The 23271-nt window shown below is 71.1% G+C and carries 16 protein-coding genes and 8 pseudogenes; 9 read left to right on the top strand and 15 right to left on the bottom strand.

The genetic code is table 11. The annotated features are described in order from the left end of the window. Positions 1-4: 4 nt before the first annotated feature. The 3 pseudogenes from L2X98_RS18050 to tkt all read right to left on the bottom strand — a co-directional run bounded on the left by L2X98_RS18050 (position 5) and on the right by tkt (position 4833). Positions 5-1623, bottom strand: a pseudogene (locus L2X98_RS18050) (phosphoglucose isomerase-related protein). Continuing rightward, a pseudogene (gene tal, locus L2X98_RS18055) lies at positions 1620-2739 on the bottom strand (transaldolase). Before tal ends, L2X98_RS18050 begins: the two co-directional pseudogenes overlap by 4 nt. Next, positions 2736-4833, bottom strand: a pseudogene (gene tkt, locus L2X98_RS18060) (transketolase). The pseudogenes tal and tkt overlap by 4 nt, the downstream one beginning before the upstream one ends. Before the next feature lie 236 nt (positions 4834-5069). Here tkt and L2X98_RS18065 point away from each other — a divergent pair. From L2X98_RS18065 to L2X98_RS18075, 3 genes are all read left to right on the top strand, one after another. Next, positions 5070-6014, top strand: coding sequence for a heme o synthase (locus L2X98_RS18065; RefSeq protein WP_259613381.1), 945 nt, complete (start codon positions 5070-5072; stop codon positions 6012-6014). Positions 6015-6059: 45 nt separating this feature from the next. Beyond that, positions 6060-7247: a glycosyltransferase gene (locus tag L2X98_RS18070; protein ID WP_259611793.1), complete on the top strand. Its 1188-nt coding sequence runs from the start codon at positions 6060-6062 to the stop codon at positions 7245-7247. 125 nt (positions 7248-7372) lie between these two features. Continuing rightward, positions 7373-8303, top strand: a protein-coding gene (locus tag L2X98_RS18075; protein WP_259611794.1) for an IS5 family transposase whose coding sequence is annotated in 2 segments (ribosomal slippage) — positions 7373-7747 and positions 7749-8303 — 930 coding nt in all. Because the reading frame shifts where the segments join, the coding sequence is not laid out codon by codon here. Positions 8304-8444: 141 nt separating this feature from the next. Here the strand turns inward: L2X98_RS18075 and L2X98_RS18080 are convergent. Both L2X98_RS18080 and L2X98_RS18085 read right to left on the bottom strand, forming a co-directional pair. After that, positions 8445-8840: a dinucleotide-utilizing enzyme gene (locus L2X98_RS18080; RefSeq protein WP_259611795.1), complete on the bottom strand. Its 396-nt coding sequence runs from the start codon at positions 8838-8840 to the stop codon at positions 8445-8447. A gap of 141 nt (positions 8841-8981) precedes the next feature. Continuing rightward, positions 8982-9938, bottom strand: a complete 957-nt coding sequence (locus L2X98_RS18085; RefSeq protein ID WP_259611796.1) for a COX15/CtaA family protein — start codon at positions 9936-9938, stop codon at positions 8982-8984. Between the two features lie 289 nt (positions 9939-10227). Between L2X98_RS18085 and sufB the strand changes: the two are divergent. From sufB to L2X98_RS18115, 6 genes and pseudogenes are all read left to right on the top strand, one after another. After that, a pseudogene (sufB, locus tag L2X98_RS18090) lies at positions 10228-11648 on the top strand (Fe-S cluster assembly protein SufB). Beyond that, positions 11649-12870, top strand: a pseudogene (sufD, locus tag L2X98_RS18095) (Fe-S cluster assembly protein SufD). After that, entirely contained in the window at positions 12867-13196 is a 330-nt protein-coding gene (locus L2X98_RS18100; protein ID WP_259611797.1) for a non-heme iron oxygenase ferredoxin subunit, read from the top strand. Before sufD ends, L2X98_RS18100 begins: the two are co-directional and overlap by 4 nt. A 46-nt stretch (positions 13197-13242) precedes the next feature. Next, on the top strand, positions 13243-14025 hold the full coding sequence (gene sufC / locus L2X98_RS18105; protein ID WP_259611798.1) for a Fe-S cluster assembly ATPase SufC: 783 nt from the start codon (positions 13243-13245) through the stop codon (positions 14023-14025). A gap of 9 nt (positions 14026-14034) precedes the next feature. After that, positions 14035-14364: a metal-sulfur cluster assembly factor gene (locus L2X98_RS18110; protein WP_259611799.1), complete on the top strand. Its 330-nt coding sequence runs from the start codon at positions 14035-14037 to the stop codon at positions 14362-14364. 93 nt (positions 14365-14457) lie between these two features. After that, positions 14458-15576, top strand: a complete 1119-nt coding sequence (locus L2X98_RS18115) for a MalY/PatB family protein (protein WP_259611800.1) — start codon at positions 14458-14460, stop codon at positions 15574-15576. Positions 15577-15578: 2 nt separating this feature from the next. Here the strand turns inward: L2X98_RS18115 and L2X98_RS18120 are convergent, their stop codons facing one another. The 10 genes and pseudogenes from L2X98_RS18120 to L2X98_RS18165 form a co-directional block, all read right to left on the bottom strand. Then, on the bottom strand, positions 15579-15959 hold the full coding sequence (locus L2X98_RS18120; protein WP_354002848.1) for a siderophore-interacting protein: 381 nt from the start codon (positions 15957-15959) through the stop codon (positions 15579-15581). Positions 15960-16165: 206 nt separating this feature from the next. Beyond that, a pseudogene (locus L2X98_RS18125) lies at positions 16166-16504 on the bottom strand (siderophore-interacting protein); the annotation flags it as partial. A gap of 24 nt (positions 16505-16528) precedes the next feature. Then, positions 16529-17312: pseudogene (locus L2X98_RS18130) on the bottom strand (ABC transporter ATP-binding protein); the annotation flags it as partial. Further along, positions 17309-18340 carry a FecCD family ABC transporter permease gene (locus L2X98_RS18135; protein WP_259611802.1) on the bottom strand — a complete coding sequence of 344 codons (1032 nt, stop codon included), beginning with the start codon at positions 18338-18340 and terminating at the stop codon, positions 17309-17311. The pseudogene L2X98_RS18130 and the gene L2X98_RS18135, both read right to left, overlap by 4 nt. Before the next feature lie 21 nt (positions 18341-18361). Beyond that, positions 18362-19336, bottom strand: a complete 975-nt coding sequence (locus tag L2X98_RS18140; RefSeq protein WP_259613382.1) for a FecCD family ABC transporter permease — start codon at positions 19334-19336, stop codon at positions 18362-18364. Between the two features lie 102 nt (positions 19337-19438). Then, positions 19439-20467 carry an iron-siderophore ABC transporter substrate-binding protein gene (locus L2X98_RS18145; RefSeq protein WP_259613383.1) on the bottom strand — a complete coding sequence of 343 codons (1029 nt, stop codon included), beginning with the start codon at positions 20465-20467 and terminating at the stop codon, positions 19439-19441. Positions 20468-20571: 104 nt separating this feature from the next. After that, on the bottom strand, positions 20572-21240 hold the full coding sequence (locus L2X98_RS18150; protein ID WP_259611803.1) for a response regulator: 669 nt from the start codon (positions 21238-21240) through the stop codon (positions 20572-20574). Continuing rightward, positions 21237-21623, bottom strand: coding sequence for a sensor histidine kinase (locus L2X98_RS18155; protein WP_259611804.1), 387 nt, complete (start codon positions 21621-21623; stop codon positions 21237-21239). The genes L2X98_RS18150 and L2X98_RS18155 overlap by 4 nt, the downstream gene beginning before the upstream one ends. A gap of 112 nt (positions 21624-21735) precedes the next feature. Further along, positions 21736-21828: pseudogene (locus L2X98_RS21930) on the bottom strand (hypothetical protein); the annotation flags it as partial. Between the two features lie 681 nt (positions 21829-22509). Continuing rightward, positions 22510-23208 (bottom strand): DedA family protein, encoded by a 699-nt coding sequence (locus L2X98_RS18165; protein WP_259611806.1) that lies wholly within the window; start codon positions 23206-23208, stop codon positions 22510-22512. Positions 23209-23271 lie beyond the last annotated feature (63 nt).

Raw genomic sequence — 23271 nt, forward strand, 5'->3', positions numbered from 1 at the left:
CCTCCTATTGGGCGGCTTCGAAGAGCGAGAGCACCTCGGCCTGCGGATCGGTCAGGGTGAGGGTGACCACCGGTCGCCCGTGCGCGGCGAGCACGGAGGCATCGCCCGCGGCCTGTGCGGCGATGAGCTGTCCGAACGTGAACGGGCGGCCCGGGATCTGCACGTCGACCTCGGTGCGCTCGGTGATCTGCAGGAACACGCCGGTGGCCGGACCGCCCTTGTGGTACTGCCCGGTGGAGTGCAGGAAGCGCGGTCCCCAGCCGAAGGTGGCGGGGCGGCCCGAATCGGCCGCGACCATCTCGCGCAGTCCGCGCAAGCTCGGGCAGACGCAGGCGGTCGACGTATGCCTGCACCGCCACATAGCCGTCCGGGCCGAGCCGGGACCACAGCGCGTCCAGCACCCCCGCGATCGTGCCCGATGCCGCCAGCGCGGGATCGGTGACCCGCACCTCGACGCCGTCGACAACGAACGCCGGGGCGGACGGTGCCGGGCGGCGCTCCAGCAGCGCCCGGGTCGCGGCCTTGGCGGATTCCACATCGGGCTGGTCGAACGGATCGATCCCCAGCATCCGCCCCGCCACGGCGGTGGCGAACTCCCACACCACGAACTGGCCGCCGAGCGACCCGCTGACCAGGATCTCGCCCTCATGGCGGTCGAACAGGTGGAACTCGTCGGCCTCGTCGACCAGACGCAGGATCTGCAGGTCGTCCGGCCGCGTGTCCAGCTCGGGCGAGACCGACAGCAGGACGACGGGCAGGATGCCGGTGCCGTCCTTTCCGGTGGACTCGGCCAGCAGCTGCCTCGATCCAGTCCTCCAGCCCCTCGATGTGCGTGCCGTCCGAGATCAGCCCGAGCTTGTCGCGCCGCGGCGAGCCGCCTGCGATGGCGGCCGCCAGGACCAGCGCCGGATTCTCCGGGCTGTCGATCGCGACCTCCAGCAGGGTCGCGTCGGCCTCGTCCAGCAGCTCGCCCAGGTCGGCGCCGGCAAGGCCCGCCGGGACGAGCCCGAACGCGGTCAGGGCCGAGTAGCGGCCGCCGACGGTCGGGTCGGCGCGGAAGACCCGGTACCCGTTCGCGGTCGCCGAGCGGTCCAGCGGCGAGTCGGGATCGGTGACCACCACGATGCGCTCGGCGGGGTCGATCCCGAGGTCGCGGAACGCCGCCTCGAACGCCCGCTGCGCGGCATCCGTCTCCACCGTGGTCCCGGACTTGGACGAGACCACCAGCACCGTCTGGGCCAGCGTGCCCTGGTCGTCCCCGTCCAGCGCGGCCAGCACCTGCCCGGGCGCGGTCGCATCCAGGATCGTCAGGGGGACCGCGGCCGTGCGGGCGATGAGCTCGGGCGCCAGCGACGAGCCGCCCATGCCGGCCAGCACCACGCGGGTCAGTCCCTTGGCGCGGTGCTCGGCCCGCAGACCGGCGATCTCGTCGACCAGCGGGCGCGAGACCGAGACCGCCTGCACCCAGCCGAGGCGACGGGATGCCTCGGCCTCGGCGTCCGCGCCCCACAGCGTGGGGTCCTGTGCGGTGATGCCGGAGGCGACGAGGCTGCCGACGAGCTCGGTCAGGGTCTCGTCGACGACCGCCTTGACGTGCCCGCTGACGCGGATGTCGAAACTCACCGCGCGTCGTCCTGCGCGTCCGACAGCGCCTGCGAGACGGTGTCCTGCAGTTCGTGCCAGGACACGACGAACTTCTCCACGCCCTCGTCCTCCAGGACCTGGGTGACGTCGTCGAAGTCGACGCCGACCGAGGCGAGGCCGTCGATCACGCCGTGCGCGTCCGCGTAGTTGACGGTGACGGCGTCGCCGCCGATCACTCCGTGGTCGTACACCGCCTCGAGCGTCTTCTCCGGCATCGTGTTCACGGTGCCGGGCGCGACCAGCTCGGTGACGTACAGCGTGTCCGGCAGGGCCGGGTCCTTGACCCCGGTCGAGGCCCACAGCGGACGCTGCAGACGAGCCCCGGCCTGCAGCGAGCGCCGTGGCCCGATCGCCGGCGAACGTCTGCTCGAACAGCTCGTAGGCCAGACGGGCGTTCGCGATCCCCGCCTTCGAGCGCAGGGCGGCCGCGGCATCCGTGCCGATGGCGGCGAGCCGCTTGTCGACCTCGGTGTCCACGCGGGACACGAAGAACGACGCGACCGAGAAGATCTGCGACAGGTCGCGGCCGGCCGCCCGCGCCTGCTCGAGACCGGCCAGGTAGGCGTCGATGACCTCGGCGTAGCGGGCGAGCGAGAAGATCAGGGTCACGTTCACCGAGATGCCGGCGGCGATCGTCTGCGTGATCGCCTCGAGGCCGGCCTTGGTGGCGGGGATCTTGATGTAGGCGTTCGGCCGGTCGACGGCCTGCGCCAGCTGCGCGGCCTGCGCGATGGTGGCGGCGGTGTCGTGCGCGACCTCGGGCGAGACCTCGATCGACACGCGCCCGTCCGTCCCGTCGGTCGCGTCGTACACCGGCCGCATGATCCCGCAGGCGTCGCGCACGTCGGTGGTGGTGATCTGGAAGATCGCCTCATCGGCAGACGCGCCGTCGGCGGCGAGCTGGGCGATCTGCTCCTGATAGCCCTCGCCGTGGCTGATGGCGTTCGCGAAGATCGTCGGGTTGGTGGTGATGCCGACGACATTGCGGTTGACGATCAGGTCAGCCAGGTTGCCGGTGGTGATGCGGCGGCGGGCGAGGTCGTCGAGCCAGATGCTGACGCCCTGGTCGGACAGCTGCTGGGTGGGAGTGGTCATGCGTTCTCCTTGATGGTCTCGCGTGCCGCCTCGACGACGGCGTCGGCGGTGATGCCGAACTTCTCGAACAGGGTCTTGTAGTCGGCGGATGCGCCGAAGTGCTCGATGGAGACCGAGCGCCCGCGGTCGCCGACGATTCCGCGCCAGGTCAGCGCGATGCCGGCCTCGATCGACACCCGCGCGGTGACCGTCGAGGGCAGCACGCTCTCGCGGTACGCCGCGTCCTGCTCGGCGAACCACTCCAGCGACGGAGCGGACACGACCCGCACCGCCACGCCCTCGGCCTGCAGCCGCTCGCGGGCAGCGATCGCCAGCTGCACCTCGGAGCCGGTGCCGATGATGATGACATCCGGCGCGCCGCCGGCCGCCTCGGCCAGGATGTAGGCGCCCCGGGCCGTGTGGGCCGCCGACGCGAGCACCTCACCCGATGCCTCGCCCTCGCCGCGCTCGAACGTGGGCACGTTCTGGCGGGTCAGCGCGATGCCGGCCGGGCCGCCGTGCCGGCGCAGGATCTCGAGCCACGCGTGCGCGGTCTCGTTCGCGTCGGCGGGGCGGACCACGGTGAGGTTCGGGATCGCCCGCAGCGCGGCGAGCTGCTCGATTGGCTGGTGCGTGGGGCCGTCCTCGCCGAGGGCCACCGAGTCGTGCGTCCACACGAACGTCGACGGGATGTCCATCAGCGCGGCCAGGCGGACGGCCGGGCGCATGTAGTCCGAGAAGATCAGGAACGTGCCGCCGAAGGCGCGGGTCGGCCCGTGCAGCGTGATGCCGTTCAGGATGGCGGCCATCGCGTGCTCGCGGATGCCGAAGTGCAGCACCCGGCCGTGCGGGTTCGCGGTCCACTCATGCGTGGACCATTCGGCCGGGTTGAACGATCCGCCGTCGGTGATGGTGGTGTTGTTCGACTCGGCGAGGTCGGCCGAGCCGCCCCACAGCTCGGGCAGCGCGCCGGCGAGGGCGTTGATCACCTTTCCGGAGGCGGCGCGGGTGGAGACATCCGTGCCGGCCTCGAACACGGGCAGCACGGAGGCGATGTCCGCCGGCAGCTCGTGCGCCTCGAGGCGGTCCAGCAGCGCCTTGCGCTCGGGATTGGCCGACGCCCATGCGTCGAACGACTCCTGCCACTCCCGGTGCGCGGCCGCGCCGCGCTCGCCGAGTTCGCGGGTGTGGTCCAGCACGCCGTCGGGCAGGTCGAAGCTGCGCTCGGGGTCGAAGCCGAGCACCTTCTTGGTGGCGGCGACCTCATCGGCGCCGAGGGCCGAGCCGTGGATCTTGCCGGTGTTCTGCTTGCCCGGGCTCGGCCAGCCGATGATCGTCTTCAGCACGATGATGGACGGGCGATCGCTCTCGCCCTTCGCCGCCTCGATGGCCGCGTGCAAGCTCGTGCACGTCCTCGACGTACTGGCCGGTCTTCTTCCAGTCCACCGTCTGCACGTGCCAGCCGTAGGCCTCGTACCGGGCGGCGACGTCCTCGGTGAACGCCACGTTCGTGTCGTCCTCGATCGAGATCTGGTTGGCGTCGTAGATCACCACCAGGTTGCCCAGCTGCTGGTGCCCGGCCAGCGACGACGCCTCGCTGGTCACGCCCTCCTGCAGGTCGCCGTCCGAGGCGATGACGTAGACGAAGTGGTCGAACGGCGAGGTGCCGGCCGCGGCATCCGGGTCGAACAGCCCGCGCTCGTAGCGTGCGGCGTACGCGAACCCGACCGCCGAGGACAGGCCCTGGCCGAGCGGACCGGTGGTGATCTCCACGCCCTTGGTGTGCCGGTACTCGGGGTGCCCCGGGGTCAGCGACCCCCAGGTGCGCAGCGATTCCAGGTCTTCCAGCTCGAGGCCGAAGCCGCCCAGGAACAGCTGGATGTACTGGGTGAGCGAGGAGTGGCCGCAGGACAGGACGAAGCGGTCGCGCCCGATCCAGTGCGTGTCGGCCGGGTCATGGCGCATGACGCGCTGGTAGAGCAGATAGGCGGCCGGCGCCAGGCTCATCGCGGTGCCCGGGTGGCCGTTGCCCACCTTCTGCACCGCATCGGCGGCGAGGACACGCACGGTGTCCACTGCACGCTCATCGATCTCTTCCCAACGCAGTTCCGACACGGGGCCGCCTTTCAACAGGTAGGGGCGCCCGGCGACCGGTGAGCGAGAACGTCGCCACGGCAGGGATTCGGCGCAGGGCGCGCGTCTGCTTTCAGCATACCCATCGACGCTGCGTCGCATCGCTGTTCGTGACAAGGCGTGACGTCGGCCGCCGACCCGGCCGCATGCCATAGACTTGTGAGGTTCCCGCGGCGGCTTTTCAGGAGGCGATCGCCATCACCACGACGTCCCGCGCCATTCCGGTGCCGTCAGCTTCTCCCCGCCGTCCGCGGACGCTCGGACGCACCGTGCGCGGCTACTTCCAGCTCACCAAGCCCCGGGTGATGGAGCTGCTGCTGGTCACCACGGTGCCGGTCATGTTCCTGGCGCAGGGCGGGCTGCCCGATCTCTGGCTGGTGCTGACCACGGTGCTCGGCGGCGCGATGTCGGCCGGCTCGGCGGCATCGTTCAACATGTATCTGGACCGCGACATCGACGTGCACATGCATCGCACCGAGAATCGCCCGCTGGTCACCGGCGAGGTCTCGCCGCGCGGCGCACTGATCTTCTCCTGGACGCTGGCGGTCGTCTCCACGATCTGGCTCTGGCTGACCACCAACTGGCTGGCGGCAGTGCTGTCGGCGGTCGCGATCTTCTTCTACGTCGTGATCTACACGATGCTGCTCAAGCGCCGCACCGAGCAGAACATCGTCTGGGGCGGGATCGCCGGCTGCTTCCCCGTGCTGATCGGCTGGACCGCCGTGACCGGCACGCTGGACTGGGCGCCGTTCGTGCTGTTCGCGGTGGTGTTCCTGTGGACTCCGCCGCACTACTGGCCGCTGTCGATGAAGTACAAGGACGACTACGAGGACGTGCACGTCCCGATGCTGGGCGCCACCCGCGCCGGCGCGCAGGTCGGCCTCCAGGTCATCCTGTTCGCCTGGGCGACGGTCATCTGCTCTCTGCTGCTGATCCCGATCGCGCAGATGGGCCTGGTCTACACCGTGTCGGCGGTGGCGTTCGGCGGCTGGTTCGTCTGGGAGTCGCACCTGCTGTACAACCGCGCCGTCCGCGGGCAGGACCCGAAGCCGATGCGCGTGTTCCACGCGTCGATCACCTACTTGACGCTGCTCTTCCTGGCGGTCGCCGCCGACCCTGCTGCCGTTCTGAGCCAGCAGCGGAGCAGGGTTGCTTGTGAATGACGCGCTCCTCAACGCGGCGGCCGCGGTCGGCGGCCGCTCGTGAGGTTGCTGCTCGTCACAGCCGGATCACGCGGCGATGTCGAGCCGTTCGTCACGCTCGCGCGGGCAGCCAAAGCGGCGGGGCATCAGGTGCGAGTCGCCGCCCCCGACAATTCGGGCGTCGCGACGGACGGCATCAGCCTCATCAGCCTCGGCGTCGACTATTCCGCCATGATCGAGGACCAGGGAGTCTCATTCGGCGCAGCGTTGCGCAACTACCGCACGGTGGTAAAGCCGATCATGCGTGGCGTCATCGTGGGTGCCGCGCGTGCGGCGCTTGTGTTCCAGCCGGACATGATCGTGGCGCACCCCAAGGTCCTCTCGGCGCCGCTTATCGCCGCCTCGCTCGGCATCCCGCACGTGCGCGTCGAGATGGTGCCGGCGGTCACGCCGACGCGGGCATTCCCGGCGGCGGGCACGGTCACCGCGGATCTCGGACCGCTCAATAGACTCACCTACCTCGCCGCCTCGGCCGCGTCGTCGATGTTCGGCGTCGCCCTCGACGAGGCGGCCCGCCTGCTTGGCGTGCCGCGTAGCGACCGGATGCCGCCGCCGACGGCCACGCTGATGCCGATCAGCCCCGCACTGCTGGAGCGACCCGAGGACTGGCCGGTCAGCGTGCACCTCACCGGAGCCTGGGTCGGCTCCGATTCAGGCACGGCTCTCGAACCGAATGTCGCAGCGTTCATTGCCGGTGGTTCGTTCGTCTACGCCGGGTTCGGCTCCATGGTGTCGGGCAACCCGGCCGCGCGCGGACGCGCCCTCGTCGACGCTGCGCGCGCCCGTGGGCAGCGCCTGTTCGTCGCGACGGGACTCGGCGGCATCGAGATCGCCCCTGAACTGCGTGGCGACGACGTGCTCGTGGTGCGCTCCGCGCCTCACAACCTCGTGCTGCCGCACGCCGCCGTTGCCGTGCACCACGGCGGAGTCGGGACCGTGCAGGCCGCGACACGGGCGGGCACGGTGTCCGTCGTCATCCCATTCATCGCCGACCAGCCGTTCTGGGCCGCGATGCTGCATCGACGCGGACTCGCGCCCCGCCCCGTGGCGCAAGGCCGGGCGACCGCAGCGCGCATCGGAATGGCACTCGACGCGGCGCCGCAATACCGCGACCCGGTCGATGCGGCGGCGCGGCGGATGCGGGCAGAGCACGGCACCGCGGCGGCGCTGGCTATCATCAGCGCGCTCCGGTGACCGACGCACACGAGCTCCAACGGGTGGGCTGCAAGAGGGGCGACCCATCGATTTCGGCGACACGCAGTGAACCCGCTAGGGCGTGTCTCCCATATGTTTGGTGAGGCTCGCGGGATGCTGGCTGGGTGAGGTCGACGGGGTCGCGGTATCGGGTGTTCACGGACAAGCAGTGGGCGCGGATCGAGCCATTGCTGCCCTCGAACTCAGGCCGGCGTGGGCACCCGTTCGGAGACAGCCGGCGGATCGTCGAGGGGATCGCGTATCGGTTCCGCACCGGGATCCCGTGGCGTGACCTGCCCCGCGATGAGTTCGGTCCGTGGCAGACGGTGTGGAAACGGCACCGCCGCTATGCCGGCGACGGCACGTGGGATCGCGTGCTGACGCAGATCCTCGCGGAGGCCGACGCGGCCGGCAAGATCGACTGGGCAGTCTCGATCGATGCCACGATCGCCCGCGCACATCAGCACGCGACGAACACCACCCGCCCCGAGCAGGACACAGGGGGCGGGATCGAATCACAAGAATCTGCCCTGGCAGGAGATTGAGCCGCCCGGTCACGGCATCGGCCGCTCCCGCGGCGGCCTGACCACGAAGATCCATCAGGCCGTCGACGGGCACGGCCGACCGTTGGGCATGATCGTTACCGGCGGGCAGCGCAACGACGGCGCGATGCTGATCGAGGTGCTCGCCCAGATCCACGTTCCCCGACTCGGCCGTGGCAGGCCACGCACCCGCCCCGACGCGGTGCTCGCCGATCGCGCGTACGCAACCGGCGTGATCCGCGGCGAACTGCGGCGGCGGGCGATCAAGGCGGTCATTCCCGACAAGCGCGACCAAGCCGCAGCGCGCAAACGCCGCGGCCGCCACGGTGGTCGCCCGCCCGCGCTCGATGCCGAGGCATACAAGGGCCGCAACGTCGTCGAACGATTCTTCGCCCTCGCCAAGCAATGGCGCGGCATCGCCACCCGCTACGACAAACTCGCAATCACCTACCGCGCCGGCGTCACCCTCTGCGCCATCCTCACCTGGCAACGCCTATTGGGAGACACGCCCTAGCGCGGGCGGCACCTCGTCGAGCGATGCTTCACCAAGCTCGAGCAGCAGCGCGGCATCGCAGTGTGCTCAGACAACACCGCGCCCCACTACCACTCCGGCATCCATCTCACCGCAATGCCCCGGCGGGTTCAGCAACTCGCCCTAGCGGGCGGTGACCGGCTCGGCCTCGGACTCGGCGGGTCCGTCGACGGCCCGCGGCTCGCCCTCGGCCGGGGCGTCGCCGCTCGCATCGACGATCGGATCCGCGGCCTCGGCATCCGCGGCGGTCGCGGTGGCAGGCACGAAGGAGCGCAGCACGGCCAGCGCCAGCACGGTCACCAGGCCGACCAGTCCGGCGACCGCCAACGCCGCGCCGACGACGATCCACGACTGTCCGCCGTACACGTCGGCAGCGGTCGCGCTGTTCGCGTCCAGGCCCACGATCATCGTGGTCAGCTTCTCCAGGACCAGCCAGCCGCCGACGGCGACAGCGGCGAGCGAGCCCGCCACAAGGAACCAGAACGGGATGCTGCGGACAAGACGGGGACGTGCGGACATACGTGGATTCTCCTTGGGGGTGGGGGAGCGGTGCTGCATCCTCGGGACGAGGCGACCGCGGTGTCCCCGATCCTCTCGCGCCGGCATGGCAGACGCGTGTGCGCCGCCGATGAGCGAGCTATGAGCCGGCGGGTGGTCCCGTCAGGCGGCCGGTTGGATCGCCACCGGCCGCTTGAGCTGGAAGATGAGGGCGGTCATCGTCGCGACGGCGATCGCCGCCAGCACCATGTGCACTCCGACCGCCAGCGGCGGCAGGGCGTTGCGCGCCTGGTAGAGCCCGACGGCGATCTGTGCGAGCTCGATCACCAGCAGCGCGATCGTCCAGCGGCGCAGGGCGGGCACGCGCGGACGGATCAGCTCGGCGCCGATCACGAGGACCACGGTGAGCGCGAACAGCGCGTAGGCGGGCCACGAATGCACGTGCTCCAGCAGGGTCGCATCGAAGCCGTTGCGCAGGGTGACCGCCGGATCGCCGGAGTGCGGCCCGGCCCCGGTCGTGAGGACCCCGACCACGACCGTCAGTGCCAGCACCACCGACGCGACGTGCGTCACGATCCCGAACCAGCGCGGCACGACGCGTTCCCGCGGACCCACGGGCTGCCGCATCCGCGCCACGAAGGCGGCCGAGACGGCGACCAGCACCAGCGAGACGATGTAGTGGAACGACACCAGGTTCGGGCGCAGATCGAAGATGACCAGGATGCCGCCGACGATGCCCTGCAGGAGCACTCCGCCGAACACGATCCAGGCCATGGTCCACAGCTCGCGCCGCTGCCGGCGCAGGCGGGAGATGAGCACGATCAGCACGACCACGGCCAGCCCCACGAAGAAGGACAGCGCGCGGTTCCCGAACTCGATCAGGCTGTGATAGCTCTGCTCTGCGGTGGGGAACAGCGAATCCGGCGTGCACAGCGGCCATTCGAAGCCGAGCCCGGAACCGGTGAGGCGGACGGCACCGCCGCTGCCGACGATCGCGATCTCGAGGACGAGCGAGATCCACGCGGCCACGCGCACGCGGCGATCCACGTGGTCCGGGAGCCAGTTGCGGAATCGCTGCCACAGGGTGGGGGCGGCCGTCGCCGGCTCGTTCGCGGACATGTCGGGTGATCGTCTCCTGTCGGCGCGCTTGCGCCGCCGCATGGTGGTCTCGGATCCGCCTGCGGATCGGATGCCGGCGGAGCCCGGCCCGCCCGTCATGCGGACCCTATAGAATCGAGGGGTCGGATGCGCCGTGCGAGCGCGTCGCATCACTGACAGTCTAGGCGTGCGAGATGCGCCGAATGAGCGGGCCCGGAAAGCGGCACCCTTCCCCCAGCACTCCCGTGGGGAGCAGGATGCCGGGACGGATGACACCGTAGCGGCCCAATAGAGGAGAGTGTGTGACGTCATGTCCGATGTCCTGATCGAACGTCCGGAACTCGACGGCCTGGGGGTCTACGAGTTCGGCTGGCACGACGAAGACGCCGCGGGGGCCAGCGCGACGCGCGGCCTCACCGAGGCGGTCGTCCGCGACATCTCGCGGATGAAGAACGAGCCGGAATGGATGCTGAAGAGCCGGCTGAAGGGGCTCGAGCTGTTCCAGCGCAAGCCGATGCCGACCTGGGGCGCCGATCTGAGTGAGATCGACTTCGACAACATCAAGTACTTCGTCCGCTCGACCGAGAAGCAGGCCCAGTCGTGGGAGGACCTGCCGGAGGACATCCGCAACACCTACGAGCGGCTGGGCATCCCCGACGCCGAGCGGCAGCGACTGGTCGCCGGTGTGGCCGCGCAGTACGAATCCGAGGTGGTGTACCACCAGATCCGCGAGGACCTGCAGGCCCAGGGCGTGATCTTCCTGGACACCGACACCGCGCTGCGGGAGCACCCCGAGTTCTTCGAGGAGTACTTCGGCACCATCATCCCGACCGGCGACAACAAGTTCGCCGCGCTGAACACGGCCGTATGGTCGGGCGGCTCGTTCGTCTACGTGCCCAAGGGCGTGCACGTGGAGATCCCGCTTGCAGGCGTACTTCCGGATCAACACCGAGAACATGGGCCAGTTCGAGCGGACGCTGATCATCGCGGACGAGGACTCGTACGTGCACTACATCGAGGGTCTGCACCGCGCCGATCTACAAGTCGGACTCGCTGCACTCCGCGGTCGTCGAGATCGTCGTGAAGAAGAACGCCCGGGTGCGGTACACGACGATCCAGAACTGGTCGAACAACGTGTACAACCTCGTCACCAAGCGCGCCATCGCCCACGAGGGCGCGACGATGGAGTGGGTCGACGGCAACATCGGCTCGAAGGTGACGATGAAGTACCCGTCGATCTACCTCGCCGGGGAGCACGCGAAGGGCGAGACCCTGTCGGTCGCCTTCGCCGGCCCCGGACAGCACCAGGACGCCGGCGCGAAGATGATCCATCTCGCCCCGTACACGCAGTCCTCGATCATCTCGAAGTCGATCGCCCGCGGCGGTGGCCGCAGCGGCTACCGGGGCGAGGTCCGGGTGGAGCCGAACGCGCACCACTCGGCGAACACGGTGCGCTGCGACGCGCTGCTGGTGGACACCATCTCGCGCTCGGACACCTACCCGTCCATCGACATCCGGGTCGACGACGTCGAACTCGGGCACGAGGCCACTGTCTCCAAGGTGAGCGCCGAGCAGCTGTTCTACCTGCAGTCGCGCGGCATGCCCGAGGACGAGGCGATGGCGATGATCGTGCGCGGCTTCATCGAGCCGATCGCACGAGAACTGCCGATGGAATACGCCCTGGAACTGAACAAGCTCATCGAGATGGGCATGGAAGGATCGGTCGGCTAGATGGCGGCCCCGACGACAGCGTCTGCACAGGCCTCGGCCGCGCAGACGGAGAACTCCCACGCGCACGTCGACCCGGCGGCGCGCCTGCGCGGGTACGACGCACCGGTCCAGACCCGCTCGGACCGACCGCGCTCGTACGATCCGGCCGATTTCGGCACGCCCACCGGCCGCGAGGTCAACTGGAAGCACACGCCGATGAGCCGGATCGGGGCGCTGCTGGATGCCGCGGCCGGCGACGACGGTGCGGTGTCGGTCCGTGTCGACGGCGGCGCCGCGCCGACCCTGCCGATCGGGCAGGCGCCGCGCGGCAGCGCGTTCGAGCCGGAGGACCTGCCCGCGGCGATCGCCTGGGCCCGGACATCCGATGCCCGGCACATCCTGGTCGACGGCGAGCTCGCGCAAGCCGATCCTCGTGGAGGTCGCCGGCCACGGCGGCGTCGCGCACGAGCACATCGTCATCGAAGCGCGCCCGAACGCGCACGGCATCGTCGTGCTCCGGCATACGGGCAGCGCCTCGCTCGCCGAGAACGTCGAGATCATCGTGGGCGCCGGGGCGCACCTCGAAGTCGTGACGATCCAGGAATGGCAGGATGAGGCGGTCCACCTCGCCACGCACCAGGCGACGGTGGGCAGGGATGCCACACTCCGGCACTTCGTCGTCAGCTTCGGCGGCTCGGTGGTCCGGGTCAACCCCAGCGTGCGGCTGTCCGGCGCCGGCTCGCGCGCCGACGTCTACGGCATCGGCTTCTGCGACGCCGACCAGCACCTGGAGAGTCAGGTGTACGTGTTCCACGAGGGACCGTCCACGGTCGCCGACGTGCTCTACAAGAGCGCGCTGCAGGGCGAGTCGGCCCACACGGTGTGGATCGGCGACGTGCTGATCGGACCGGATGCCGTGGCCACCGACTCGTACGAGGCCAACCGCAACCTCGTGCTCACCGAGGGCGCCCGGGCCGATTCGATCCCGAACCTGGAGATCGAGACCGGCGACATCCGGGGCGCGGGCCACGCCAGCGCCACCGGCCGGTTCGACGACGAGCACCTGTTCTACCTGCAGGCGCGCGGCATCCCGGAGGACGAGGCGCGCCGGCTGGTCGTGCTCGGCTTCCTCAGCGAGGTCGTGCAGCGCATCGGCATCCCGGAGCTGGAGACCGAGCTCATCGCGAACATCGAGCGGGAACTGGCCGGAGGCGTGCTCGAGCAGGCGGGAGCGCCCGCATGAGCGCGACCCGCGTGTGCGCGCTGAGCGAGCTGGAGCAGGACCTGCCCCTGCGCGTGGTGGTCGACGACGTGCCGATCTGCGTCGTGCTGGACTCCGCCGCCGAGGTGCATGCCGTCGGCGACACCTGCACCCACGGCGAGGTCTCGCTCTCGGAAGGGTTCGTGGAGGACGACACCGTGGAGTGCTGGGCGCACGGCTCCCGCTTCTCGCTGCGCACCGGCCAGCCGCTGAACCTGCCCGCCTACGAGCCCGTGCCGGTGTACGTCGTCCAGATCGACGGCGACGACGTGCTCATCGACCCCACCGTGACGAAGCCGGCGCAATAGCCGCCGCCGTCGCCCCTGAACCGCAAGCCTGACGAAGGAATCCTGAATGTCTGTCCTTGAGATCCGCGACCTGCACGTGAGCGTGGAGACGGAGGCCGGGGTCACCCCGATCCTCAACGGCGTCACCCTCACCATCCGCACCGGCGAGACCCACGCCATCATGGGGCCCAACGGCTCCGGCAAGTCCACGCTGGCCTACACGATCGCCGGCCATCCGAAGTACACCGTCACCGGCGGCTCGATCACGTTCGACGGCGAGGACGTGCTGGCGATGACGATCGACGAGCGCGCCCGTGCCGGGCTGTTCCTGGCCATGCAGTACCCGGTCGAGATCCCCGGGGTGACGGTCACCAACTTCCTGCGCACCGCGAAGACCGCGATCGACGGCGAGGCGCCCGCCATCCGCAGCTGGATGAAGGACCTCAAGGTCTCGATGAAGAATCTGCGGATGGACCCGAAGTTCGCCCAGCGCAACGTGAACGAGGGCTTCTCCGGCGGTGAGAAGAAGCGGCACGAGATCCTTCAGCTCGAGCTGCTCAAGCCGAAGCTGGCGATCTTGGACGAGACCGACTCCGGGCTGGACGTGGACGCGCTGAAGATCGTCTCCGAGGGCGTGAACCGCGCCAAGGACGAGACGAACCTCGGCGTGCTGCTGATCACCCACTACACCCGCATCCTCCGCTACATCCACCCGGACTTCGTGCACGTGCTGGTCCAGGGCCGCGTGGCCGAAGAGGGCGGGCCGGAGCTGGCCGAGCGCCTCGAGGAGGAGGGCTACGACCGCTACCTCGCGGGCGAGCCCGAGCCCGACGCCGTGATCGACGCGTAGACTCGACACATGCCCGCGACGCTGTCACCCGAGAAGTTCGACGAGGTCACCGAGGCGCTCAAGGACGTCATGGACCCCGAACTGGGGATCAATGTCGTCGACCTGGGCCTGATCTACGATCTGGCCTGGGACGACGAGAACGATGCCCTCGTCATCCACATGACGCTCACGAGCGCCGGATGCCCCCTCACCGACGTGCTCGAGGAGCAGACCGCCCAGGCGCTGGACGAGGTGGTCGAGCGGTTCCGGATCAACTGGGTCTGGATGCCGCCGTGGGGGCCGGAGCGGATCACCGACGACGGGCGCGACATGATGCGCGCCCTCGGCTTCGCCATCTGACGAAGCGTGACGCCGGAGACGCCTCCGGTGGGCGCGATCGGTAGGCTCGACGGGTGAGTGTCACCCCGCTTCAGGCCCTGCCGATCGATCAGCTTGCGTCAGCGCTCGAGCACGAAGTGGCGGAAGTACCCCGCCGAGATCCTGCCGCTGTTCGTCGCCGAGACCGACTTCCCTCTTGCCCCCGCGATCACCGCCCGCCTGACCGAGGCGGTGGCGCTCGGCGACACCGGCTACACCCCGCCGGACCCCGGCGTCCGCGACGCGTACGTCGCCTTCGCCCAGCGCCGGTTCGGCTCCGAGATCGACCCCGCCCGCGTGCGCACCACGTGCGATGTGATGATGGGGGTCGTCGAGATCCTCCGTGCGGTCATCGCACCGGGCGACCGCGTCGTCGTCACTCCGCCGGTCTATCCGCCGTTCTACGACACGGTGCCCGAGGCCGGCGGCGTGGTCGAGCGGGTGCCGCTGCGGCCCACCGGCGACGGCTGGGAGCTCGACCTGGACGGCATCGAGGCGGCGTTCGCCGACGGGGCGCGGGCGATCCTGCTGTGCAACCCGCACAACCCCACCGGCACCGTGCATGCGCGTGGGAGCCTGGCCGCACTGGCCGAGATCGCGCTGCGGCACGGCGCGCGCGTGATCAGCGACGAGATCCACGCGCCGCTGACCCAGCCGGATGCCGTCTTCACGCCGTTCCTGGACGCATCCGCGGCCGCCGGGGAGATCGGGTTCGCGGTCACCAGTGCGAGCAAGGCCTTCAACCTCGCCGGGCTGAAGTGCGCGCTCATGGTCACCGCCGGCGCCGGGTCGGCCGCGGTGGTGGCGTCGCTGCCGGATGAGGTGGAGTGGCGCACCGGGCTGTTCGGCGCGATGGCGGCCGTGGCGGCGTTCGACGAGGCCAGCGATCCGTGGCTGGACGGGCTGCTGGCGACCCTGGACGGCAACCGTCGCCTGCTCGCCGAGCTGCTGGAGGCGCACGTCCCGGGGGCGCGCTACCGGATCCCGGATGCCGGCTACCTGGCCTGGGTGGACCTGTCGGCGCTCGGCTGGGGCGACAACCCCGCGGTGAAGATCCTGCGCGAGGCGAAGGTGGCCCTGCACTTCGGCCCCCACTTCGGGCAGGAGGGGAACGGCCACGTGCGGGTGAACATCGGCTGCGCGCCGGAGGTGCTGCGCGAGGCGGTGCGGCGGATCGGCGCGCTCGTCGGCTGAGCTCAGTTCTCGGCGCGCCCGAGCCGCCAGTAGCCCATGAACGCGACCGCGCGGCGGTCCACCCCGTGCTCGGCGACCAGGTGGCGGCGCAGCTGCCTGATGGCGCCCGCCTCGCCCGCCAGCCAGGCGTACAGGGGTGCGCTCTTCAGGGCCGCGCCGCCCTTCGCGGTCCGCGGCACCTCCCACAGCAGGCCGGAGTCGATGTCCACCTCCTCGACCTCGGACCCGCGCCCCGGCGGGACGAGGGCGGCCGCGGCATCCCGGCCCGCCGGCACCAGGTGCGCGTGCCGGTCGCGTCCCGCGCGGGCGGCGACCCGGTAGTCGAAGCCGGGATGCCGGGGGAGGTACGCGACGTCGCGGGGATGGGGGACCTCGAGCACCACGGTGCCGCGCGCCGAATCCGGCAGCTCTCCAGGATCACGGCGATCGCCGGTGCGGCGGTCTCGTCACCGGCCAGCAGGATGCCGGCACACTGCGCGGGCGGCACGAAGTCGATGCCGAGGCTGACCGCGGGTGCCTCGGAGCGGGCGGCGGCCGGCGCGAAGATGAGCACCTCGTCGCCGATCTCCGCTCGCGCGATCCACGCCGACGCCGGCCCGGTGACGGCGTGCGCGACCATGTCGACATCCACCTCCTGCGCTGCGGGGCGCACGGCGCGCGTCGTGTACGTGCGGAACGGCGGACGCTCCTCCTCGGGCAGGGCACGCCATTGCGCATACCAGTCGTCGCCGGTCGGCATCGCATCGATCCCGACGGCCGAGGAGGGGAAGACGATCTTGATCCGCTGGTCGAACCCGGGGTCGCCGTAGTCGTCGAGCTCGTCGCCGGAGAACGTGAAGCGCCGGAAGCTCGGGGTCAGGTCGGCGATCGCACTCACCCGGGCGCGGAAGAAGCGACTCTCAGACATGGACGGCTCCGGTCGGGGCATCGAGCGGGTGCCGCACACGGTGCCGCCCGCGGGGAGGACGATGGGCGCGCCGGAGATCGGATCCTCGATCACCAGGCAGTCCAGGTCGAACACCTCGCGGATCAGTGCGCTGGTCACGACGTCCGCGGGCGCTCCGGCAGCCACGACCCGGCCGTCGCGCATCGCGAACAGGTGATCGGCGTAGCGCGCGGCGAGGTTCATGTCGTGCAGCACCATGACGATCGTCGTGTCGTGCTCGCGGTTGAGATCGGTGAGCAGATCGAGCACCTCGATCTGGTGGGCCACATCCAGGAAGGTGGTCGGCTCGTCCAGCAGGAGGATGTCGGTCTGCTGGGCCAGCGCCATCGCGATCCACACCCGCTGTCGCTGCCCGCCGGACAGCTCGTCGATGCTCCGGTCGGCGAGGTCGGTGATCCCCGTCGTCTCCAGCGCCCGGGCGACCACCTCGTCGTCGTGGGCGCTCCATCGCGCCAGCAGCCGCTGATGAGGCTGACGTCCGCGGCCGACGAGATCGGCCACGACGATGCCCTCGGGGGCGACCGGGCTCTGCGGGAGCAGGCCGAGCGTGCGGGCGAGCTGCTTCGTGTGCTGACGGTGCAGCGGCACGCCGTCCAGCTTGCACCTCGCCGGCCCGGGGCTTGAGAAGTCGGGCCATCGCCCGCAGCAGGGTGGACTTGCCGCATCCGTTCGCGCCGATGACGGCGGTGATCCGGCCCGCGGGCACCTCGAGATCGAGATCGTGGACGACCGTGCGGTCGCCGTAGCCGAGGGTGAGGGATGCGGCGGTCAGGGTGTGCGATGCGGTCACAGGGATGCTCCCGAACGGTTGAGGCGGATCAGCAGGAAGATCAGGAACGGCGCGCCCAGGACACCGGTGACCACCCCGACGGGGTAGCGGCTGTCGAACGCGAACTGTCCGATGAGGTCGGCGATCATCACCAGCAGCGCGCCGACGAGTCCGGATGCCGCCGGCAGCGCCCGGGAGGGGCCGACCAGCCGCGCCGCGATCGGGCCGGACATGAAGGCGACGAACGCGATGGGTCCAGCCGCCGAGGTGGCGAACGCGAGGAGGGCGACGGCCGTCACCAGCGCGACGATGCGGGTGCGCTGCGGATGCACGCCGAGGCCGGCGGCGGTGTCGTCGCCCAGGCGCAGCGTGTCCAGCGCCCGGGATTGGGACAGCAGCGCGGGCACGAGGATGACGGACGCGATCGCCAGCGGGGCGATGGCCGTCCAGTCGGCCGCATTCAGGCTGCCGGTGAGCCAGCGCATGGCGGCCTGCAGATCCCAGGACGCGGCCCGGGAGAGCGCGTACGTGATGACGCTGTCGAGCATGGCCGCCACCCCGACGCCGATGAGGATCAGCCGTGTGCCGGCGAACCCGCCGCGATGGGCGAGGAGGAAGATGGCTGCGGCGGTGACGAGCGCGCCCACCAGGGCCAGCAGCGAGACCGCGACCGTGTCCAGCGCGAACAGCACGATGCCGACGACGGCGGCGGCACTGGCTCCCGCGCTGATGCCGATGATGTCGGGCGAGGCCAGCGGGTTGCGCAGCATGCCCTGGAACGTGACCCCGGCGGCGCCGAAGGCGAAGCCGGCGAGAACGGCAAGGGTGGCGCGGGGCAGGCGCAGATCGCCGACCGTGAACGAGGCTCCCGGGACCGTCTGCCCGGACAGGACGCGCAGCACCTCGGCCGGCGGGTAGAAGGTCTCGCCGATCATCAGGCTGACCGCGAACACGACCACGACCGCGGCCGCCAGCATCGCCACGACCGCGGCGCGACGTCCGCGGCGCCGGCTCCGGCCGTCGGCGATCGTGCGCACGGCTTGCGGCATCCGCCGCCGTCCCGGTGACGCTCACAGTTCACGCACCTTCTGCCGGCGGACGATCCAGATGAAGAACGGCGCGCCCACCAGCGCGGTGACGATGCCGACGTCGAGCTCGCTCGGGCGTGCCACGAGTCGGCCGATCACGTCGGATGCGACCAGGAGCCCGGCGCCGGCGACCGCCGAGAACGGCAGCAGCCAGCGGTGATCGGTGCCGACGAGCAGCCGGCACAGGTGGGGAACGATCAGGCCCACGAAGCCGATCGGGCCGGCGACGGCGGTCGCGGCGCCGCACAGGATCACGGCGCCCGCGGCGGTCACCAGGCGGGTCCGGGTGACATGGGCGCCGAGCCCGGCGGCCAGGTCGTCGCCGAGGGCGAGCGCGTTCATGCCCCGCGCGCTGAGCAGGCAGATCGCCGCGCCCAGCGCCAGCGCCGGCAGCACGAGGCCGATCCGGTCCCAGGTGGCGCCGCCGACGCCGCCGATCTGCCAGAAGCGGAAGCTCTCCATCGCATCGGCGCGAGGGAGCAGGACGGCCTGCACCAGCGAGGCGAAGGCGGCGGATGTCGCGGCTCCGGCCAGGGTGAGCTTCAACGGCGTCGCCCCGCCCGAGCCGAGCGAGCCCACGGCATAGACGAAGACGGCGGCCACCGCCGAGCCGATCACGGCCGCGCCCATCAGCACGCCCGGCGACGACACCCCGAGGAGGGCGATGCACACCACGACCGCGAACGCGGCGCCGCCGGAGACGCCGAGGATGCCGGGGTCGGCGAGCGGATTGCGGGTCACCGCCTGCATCGACGCGCCGGCCAGCGCCAGTGCCGCGCCGACGAGGACCGCCAGCGCCGTGCGGGGGAGCCGTGCGATCACCGCGGCCTCGCCGATGGTGTCGGTGTGTCCGGCCAGGGCCGCCGCCACTTCGCCCGGCGAGACGACGCGCACGCCGAGCGCCACCGACGCCGCGCACAGCGCGGCCAGGACGCAGAAGGCGACCAGCAGCCACAGCCCACGCGTGAGAGGCCCGTGCCGGCGCGCCGTCGCGGCGTGGCTGCGCTCGGTCGGGGCCGCCCCTGCGAGCGTCGCGCCGCGCTTGCGCCGTCGCGGTCATCAGCCGAGGGCCTTCGCCAACAGTGCGAAGTAGTCGTGGATGCCCCACCCGATCGACAGCGGCGACGGGTTCGCCGACGCCGCCAGCGGAGTGTCGTTCTGCAGGACGGCGATGTGACCCGCCTTGATCGCCGGGATCTTGGACAGCAGCGGATCGGCCTGCAGCTTGCTGATCATGGTCGCCGCGTCATCGCCGTAGGTGACGAACAGGTCGACATCTTTGAACCGGTCGGCCTGCTCGGAGCTGACGGTGATGTAGAACTGGTCGGTCTTGGCCGATTCGTCCTGCACGATCTGCGGCTCCGGCATCCCGAGGCTGTGCAGGAAGCCCGGGCGGGTGTCGTGGTCGGTGTAGAAGCCGATCTTGCTGAAGTCCGAGGGATCGATGTAGGAGAAGAGGACCTTCGCGGTCTTCAGCTGCGGGAAGTCGGCGAGGGCGGCATCGACCTCTCCGTGCAGCGTGTCGATGAGGGCGTCGCCCTCCGTGGCCAGGCCGAGCGCCTTCGAGTCCATCCGGATCATGTCCTCGTAGGAGGTGCCCCACGCGGTTCCGGGGTAGGCGACGACGGGGGCGATCTTCGACAGCGTGTCGTACTCGGTGCGGCTCAGGCCGGAGTATGCGGCCAGGATCACATCGGGCTTGGTGTCGGCGACCGCCTCGAAGTCGACGCCGTCGGTCTCGTCGTACAGCGCCGGGGTCTTGCCGCCGAGCTCGGCGATCCGATCCTCGGACCACGGCAGGATGCCGTCATGGTCGTCGTCGCCCCACGTGGACTTCGCCATGCCGACGGGCACGATGCCGAGCGCCAGCGGCACCTCGCCGTTGCCCCAGGCGACCGTCGCGACCCGCTTCGGCTTGCTCGGGATCGTCGTCGTGCCGTACACGTGGTCGATGGTCACCGGGAAGCCGGCCTCGGATCCCTGCTGGTTGGCGGAGGCGGGGGCGTCGGCCCCACTCGCGCAGCCGGCCAGCAGGAGGGTCGAGGCGGCGACCACGGAGAGGGCGGCCAGTGACAGCGCGCGGCGAATGGGCACGGAGGACTCCTTCGGGGTGCGGGGGTTGGTAAGGCTACCCTGAACAGCACTCGGAATCATTCGCGGATGCCAGTCGGCGACGAGCCGGTGCGAACCGCTCAGGAGGCGGGCTCGACCAGTCCGGCGTCGTAGGCGAGGATGACCGCCTGCACCCGGTCGCGCAGCGACAGCTTGGCGAGGATCTTGCCGACGTGGGTCTTCACCGTCTGCTCGGCGATGAACAGGGCGGCGGCGATCTCGCCGTTGGACCGCCCCTGGCCGATGAGGGTGAGCACCTCGCGCTCGCGCTCGGTCAGACCCTCCACCGCCCCGGTGCGGGAGGCCCTCGGCTTCTGCGCGGCGAACTGCGCGATGAGCCGGCGCGTGACCCGCGGTGCCAGCAGCGCGTCTCCGGCGGCGACCACGCGCACGGCGTTGACGAGCTCGTCCGGCAGGGCGTCCTTGAGCAGGAACCCGCTGGCACCGGCCTGCAGCGCGTCGTACACGTAGTCGTCGATGTCGAACGTGGTGAGCATGATGATCCGCGGCACCTTCGCGGCGGGGTAGGACGGGCCCACGATCCGCCGGGTCGCCTCGATCCCGTCCATCTCCGGCATCCGCACGTCCATCAGGATCACGTCCGGGTCGACCCGGGCAGAGAGCGCGACGGCCTCGGCGCCGGTCGCGGCCTGCCCGACCACGGTGATGCCCTCGTGCGCGTCCAGGAGCGCGGCGAACCCGGCCCGCACGATCGCCTGATCGTCGGCGACCAGGACGTCGATGCTCACAGCGTGCCCTCCGAGGCCTCGGGTGCCGGATGCCGCGGCAGGCGTGCCGTGACGGTCCACCCGCCGTCCGGGTCCGCTCCCGCCTCCAGGCTACCGCCGAGCAGGTGGGCGCGTTCGGTCATGCCGCGCAGTCCGTGTCCGCCGGGGACGCCGGCGACCGCGGTTGCCTGCGCATTGCGGACGCGGATCGTCACATCGGCGGCATCCGCGATCACCGACACCGTGATCGGGGCGCGCGGCGCGTGCCGGACGGCGTTGCTGAGGGCCTCCTGCACGATCCGGTAGGCGGCGATCTGAGTGGCGGCGTCGACATCGCCGCGCGCCCCGTCGTCGGGCATCTCGGTCAGCGCGATCTCGGCACCGGCGCGCCGGGTCGTCTCCACCAGCGCAGGGATGTCGCCGAGTCCGCGCTGCCGGGGCCAGCGGGACGGCGTGGTCCTCGGTGCGCAGCACGCCGAGGATCCGCCGCATCTCGGCCAGCGATGTGCGCGCGGTCGCCGCGATCTCGTCGAACTCGGCGGCCGGCTCGTCCGCCAGATCCGGAAGGCGGTAGCGGGCGGTGGAGGCCTGCACCTGGATCAGCGACATGCCGTGGGCGACCACGTCGTGCAAGCTCGCGGGCGATCCGGGTGCGCTCCTCGACGAGCTCGCGCCGCCCCTGCTCCTGCGCGGTCAGGGCGCGCTGGCTGCTCAGCTCGGCGCCCAGGCGCAGCCGGCCGGCCAGCAGCACGGCGATCAGGTAGACGCCGGCCGAGATCGAGGTGGTGACGATGAGGTCGTTCGCGCTGGGGATCGAGGGGATCATCAGCGCGACGATCAGCCCGGCAGCCGTGCCGGCCCCCAGCAGGATGAGTCCGAGGCGCCACCCGTGCGGCACGGTCACGGCGAGCAGGCAGACGGCGAACGCGATGATCATCGGCACCGACCAGGGCCACGGTGCGCCCAGCGGGTGATCGCGGGCGACGGTGAGGGGGCTGAGGGCGGCGGATGCCGTGAACACCACGATCGCGATGGTCGGGCGCTTCAGGGCGATCAGGGGGGCGGCGACCGCGCCCGCGCCCAGCAGCATGGTGGCCGGGACCGGGGCGCCGTAGACGGTCGCGTGCACCGGGACCAGCACCGCGTAGAGCGCCGCGGCGACCACGCCCAGGACGATCAGCATCACCGTGCGCTGGTCGCGCAGCCAGGGCGGGAGCGGCCGCCGGGGCCGCCGCTGCTTCACCCGTTCCGCACGCGCCCCACGTCTCGCCGGCTTCGCACGCATGGGGCTCATCCTGCCATCTCGCGCACCGCGACCGCGCTGTCCTCGTCACCCGCGGTGGCGGTGTGCGCCTCGAGGCGGCGACGGCGGGCCACCGAGACGCGGTCGACCGCGATGCCGACCGCGACGGCCACGGCCACGCCGATGGCGGCGGCCAGCAGCGGCTGCCGTGCGAACCAGCTGCCGGCCACGAGGCCGATGCCCGTTCCGTACACCGCCCATGTGATCCCGCCGAGCGCGCTGATCGGCAGGAACCGGCGCCACGGGTAGCCGACGGCGCCGGCGGTCATGTTGACCGCCACCCGGCCGACCGGGATGTAGCGTGCGCCGATGATCAGCGCGCCCCCGCCGCGGCTCAGCGAGCTCTGTGCGCGCTCGACCGCGGCCGCCACGCGCGGACGGCGCATCCAGGCGAAGCGCCGGGTGCCCACGACCCGGCCCAGCGCGTAGGTGAGGTTGTCGCCGAGCACCGCGCCGCAGGCGGCGATCAGGCACAGCAGCGGCACGATCATGAGCTGGCCGGATGCCGCGGCTGCCGCGGCCGCGGCCACCAGCACCGTCTCGCTCGGCACGGGCGGGAAGACGGCGTCCACCGCCGCCACGACGAACATCACCAGCAGCACCCACGGCGAGGCGGCGGCGGTCAGGATGAAGGCGTTGATCATGTCCACCCCCGAACCGTAGGTGGGCGGTGCCGCCGTGCACATCACTCCGGGGTATCGTCCGGGTCATACCCTGGAGGGGTCTTTCCGGTCCGCGTCGTATACTGG

Origin of the sequence: Microbacterium elymi (assembly GCF_021582895.2) — a bacterium.
Taxonomy (GTDB): Bacteria; Actinomycetota; Actinomycetes; order Actinomycetales; family Microbacteriaceae; genus Microbacterium; species Microbacterium humicola.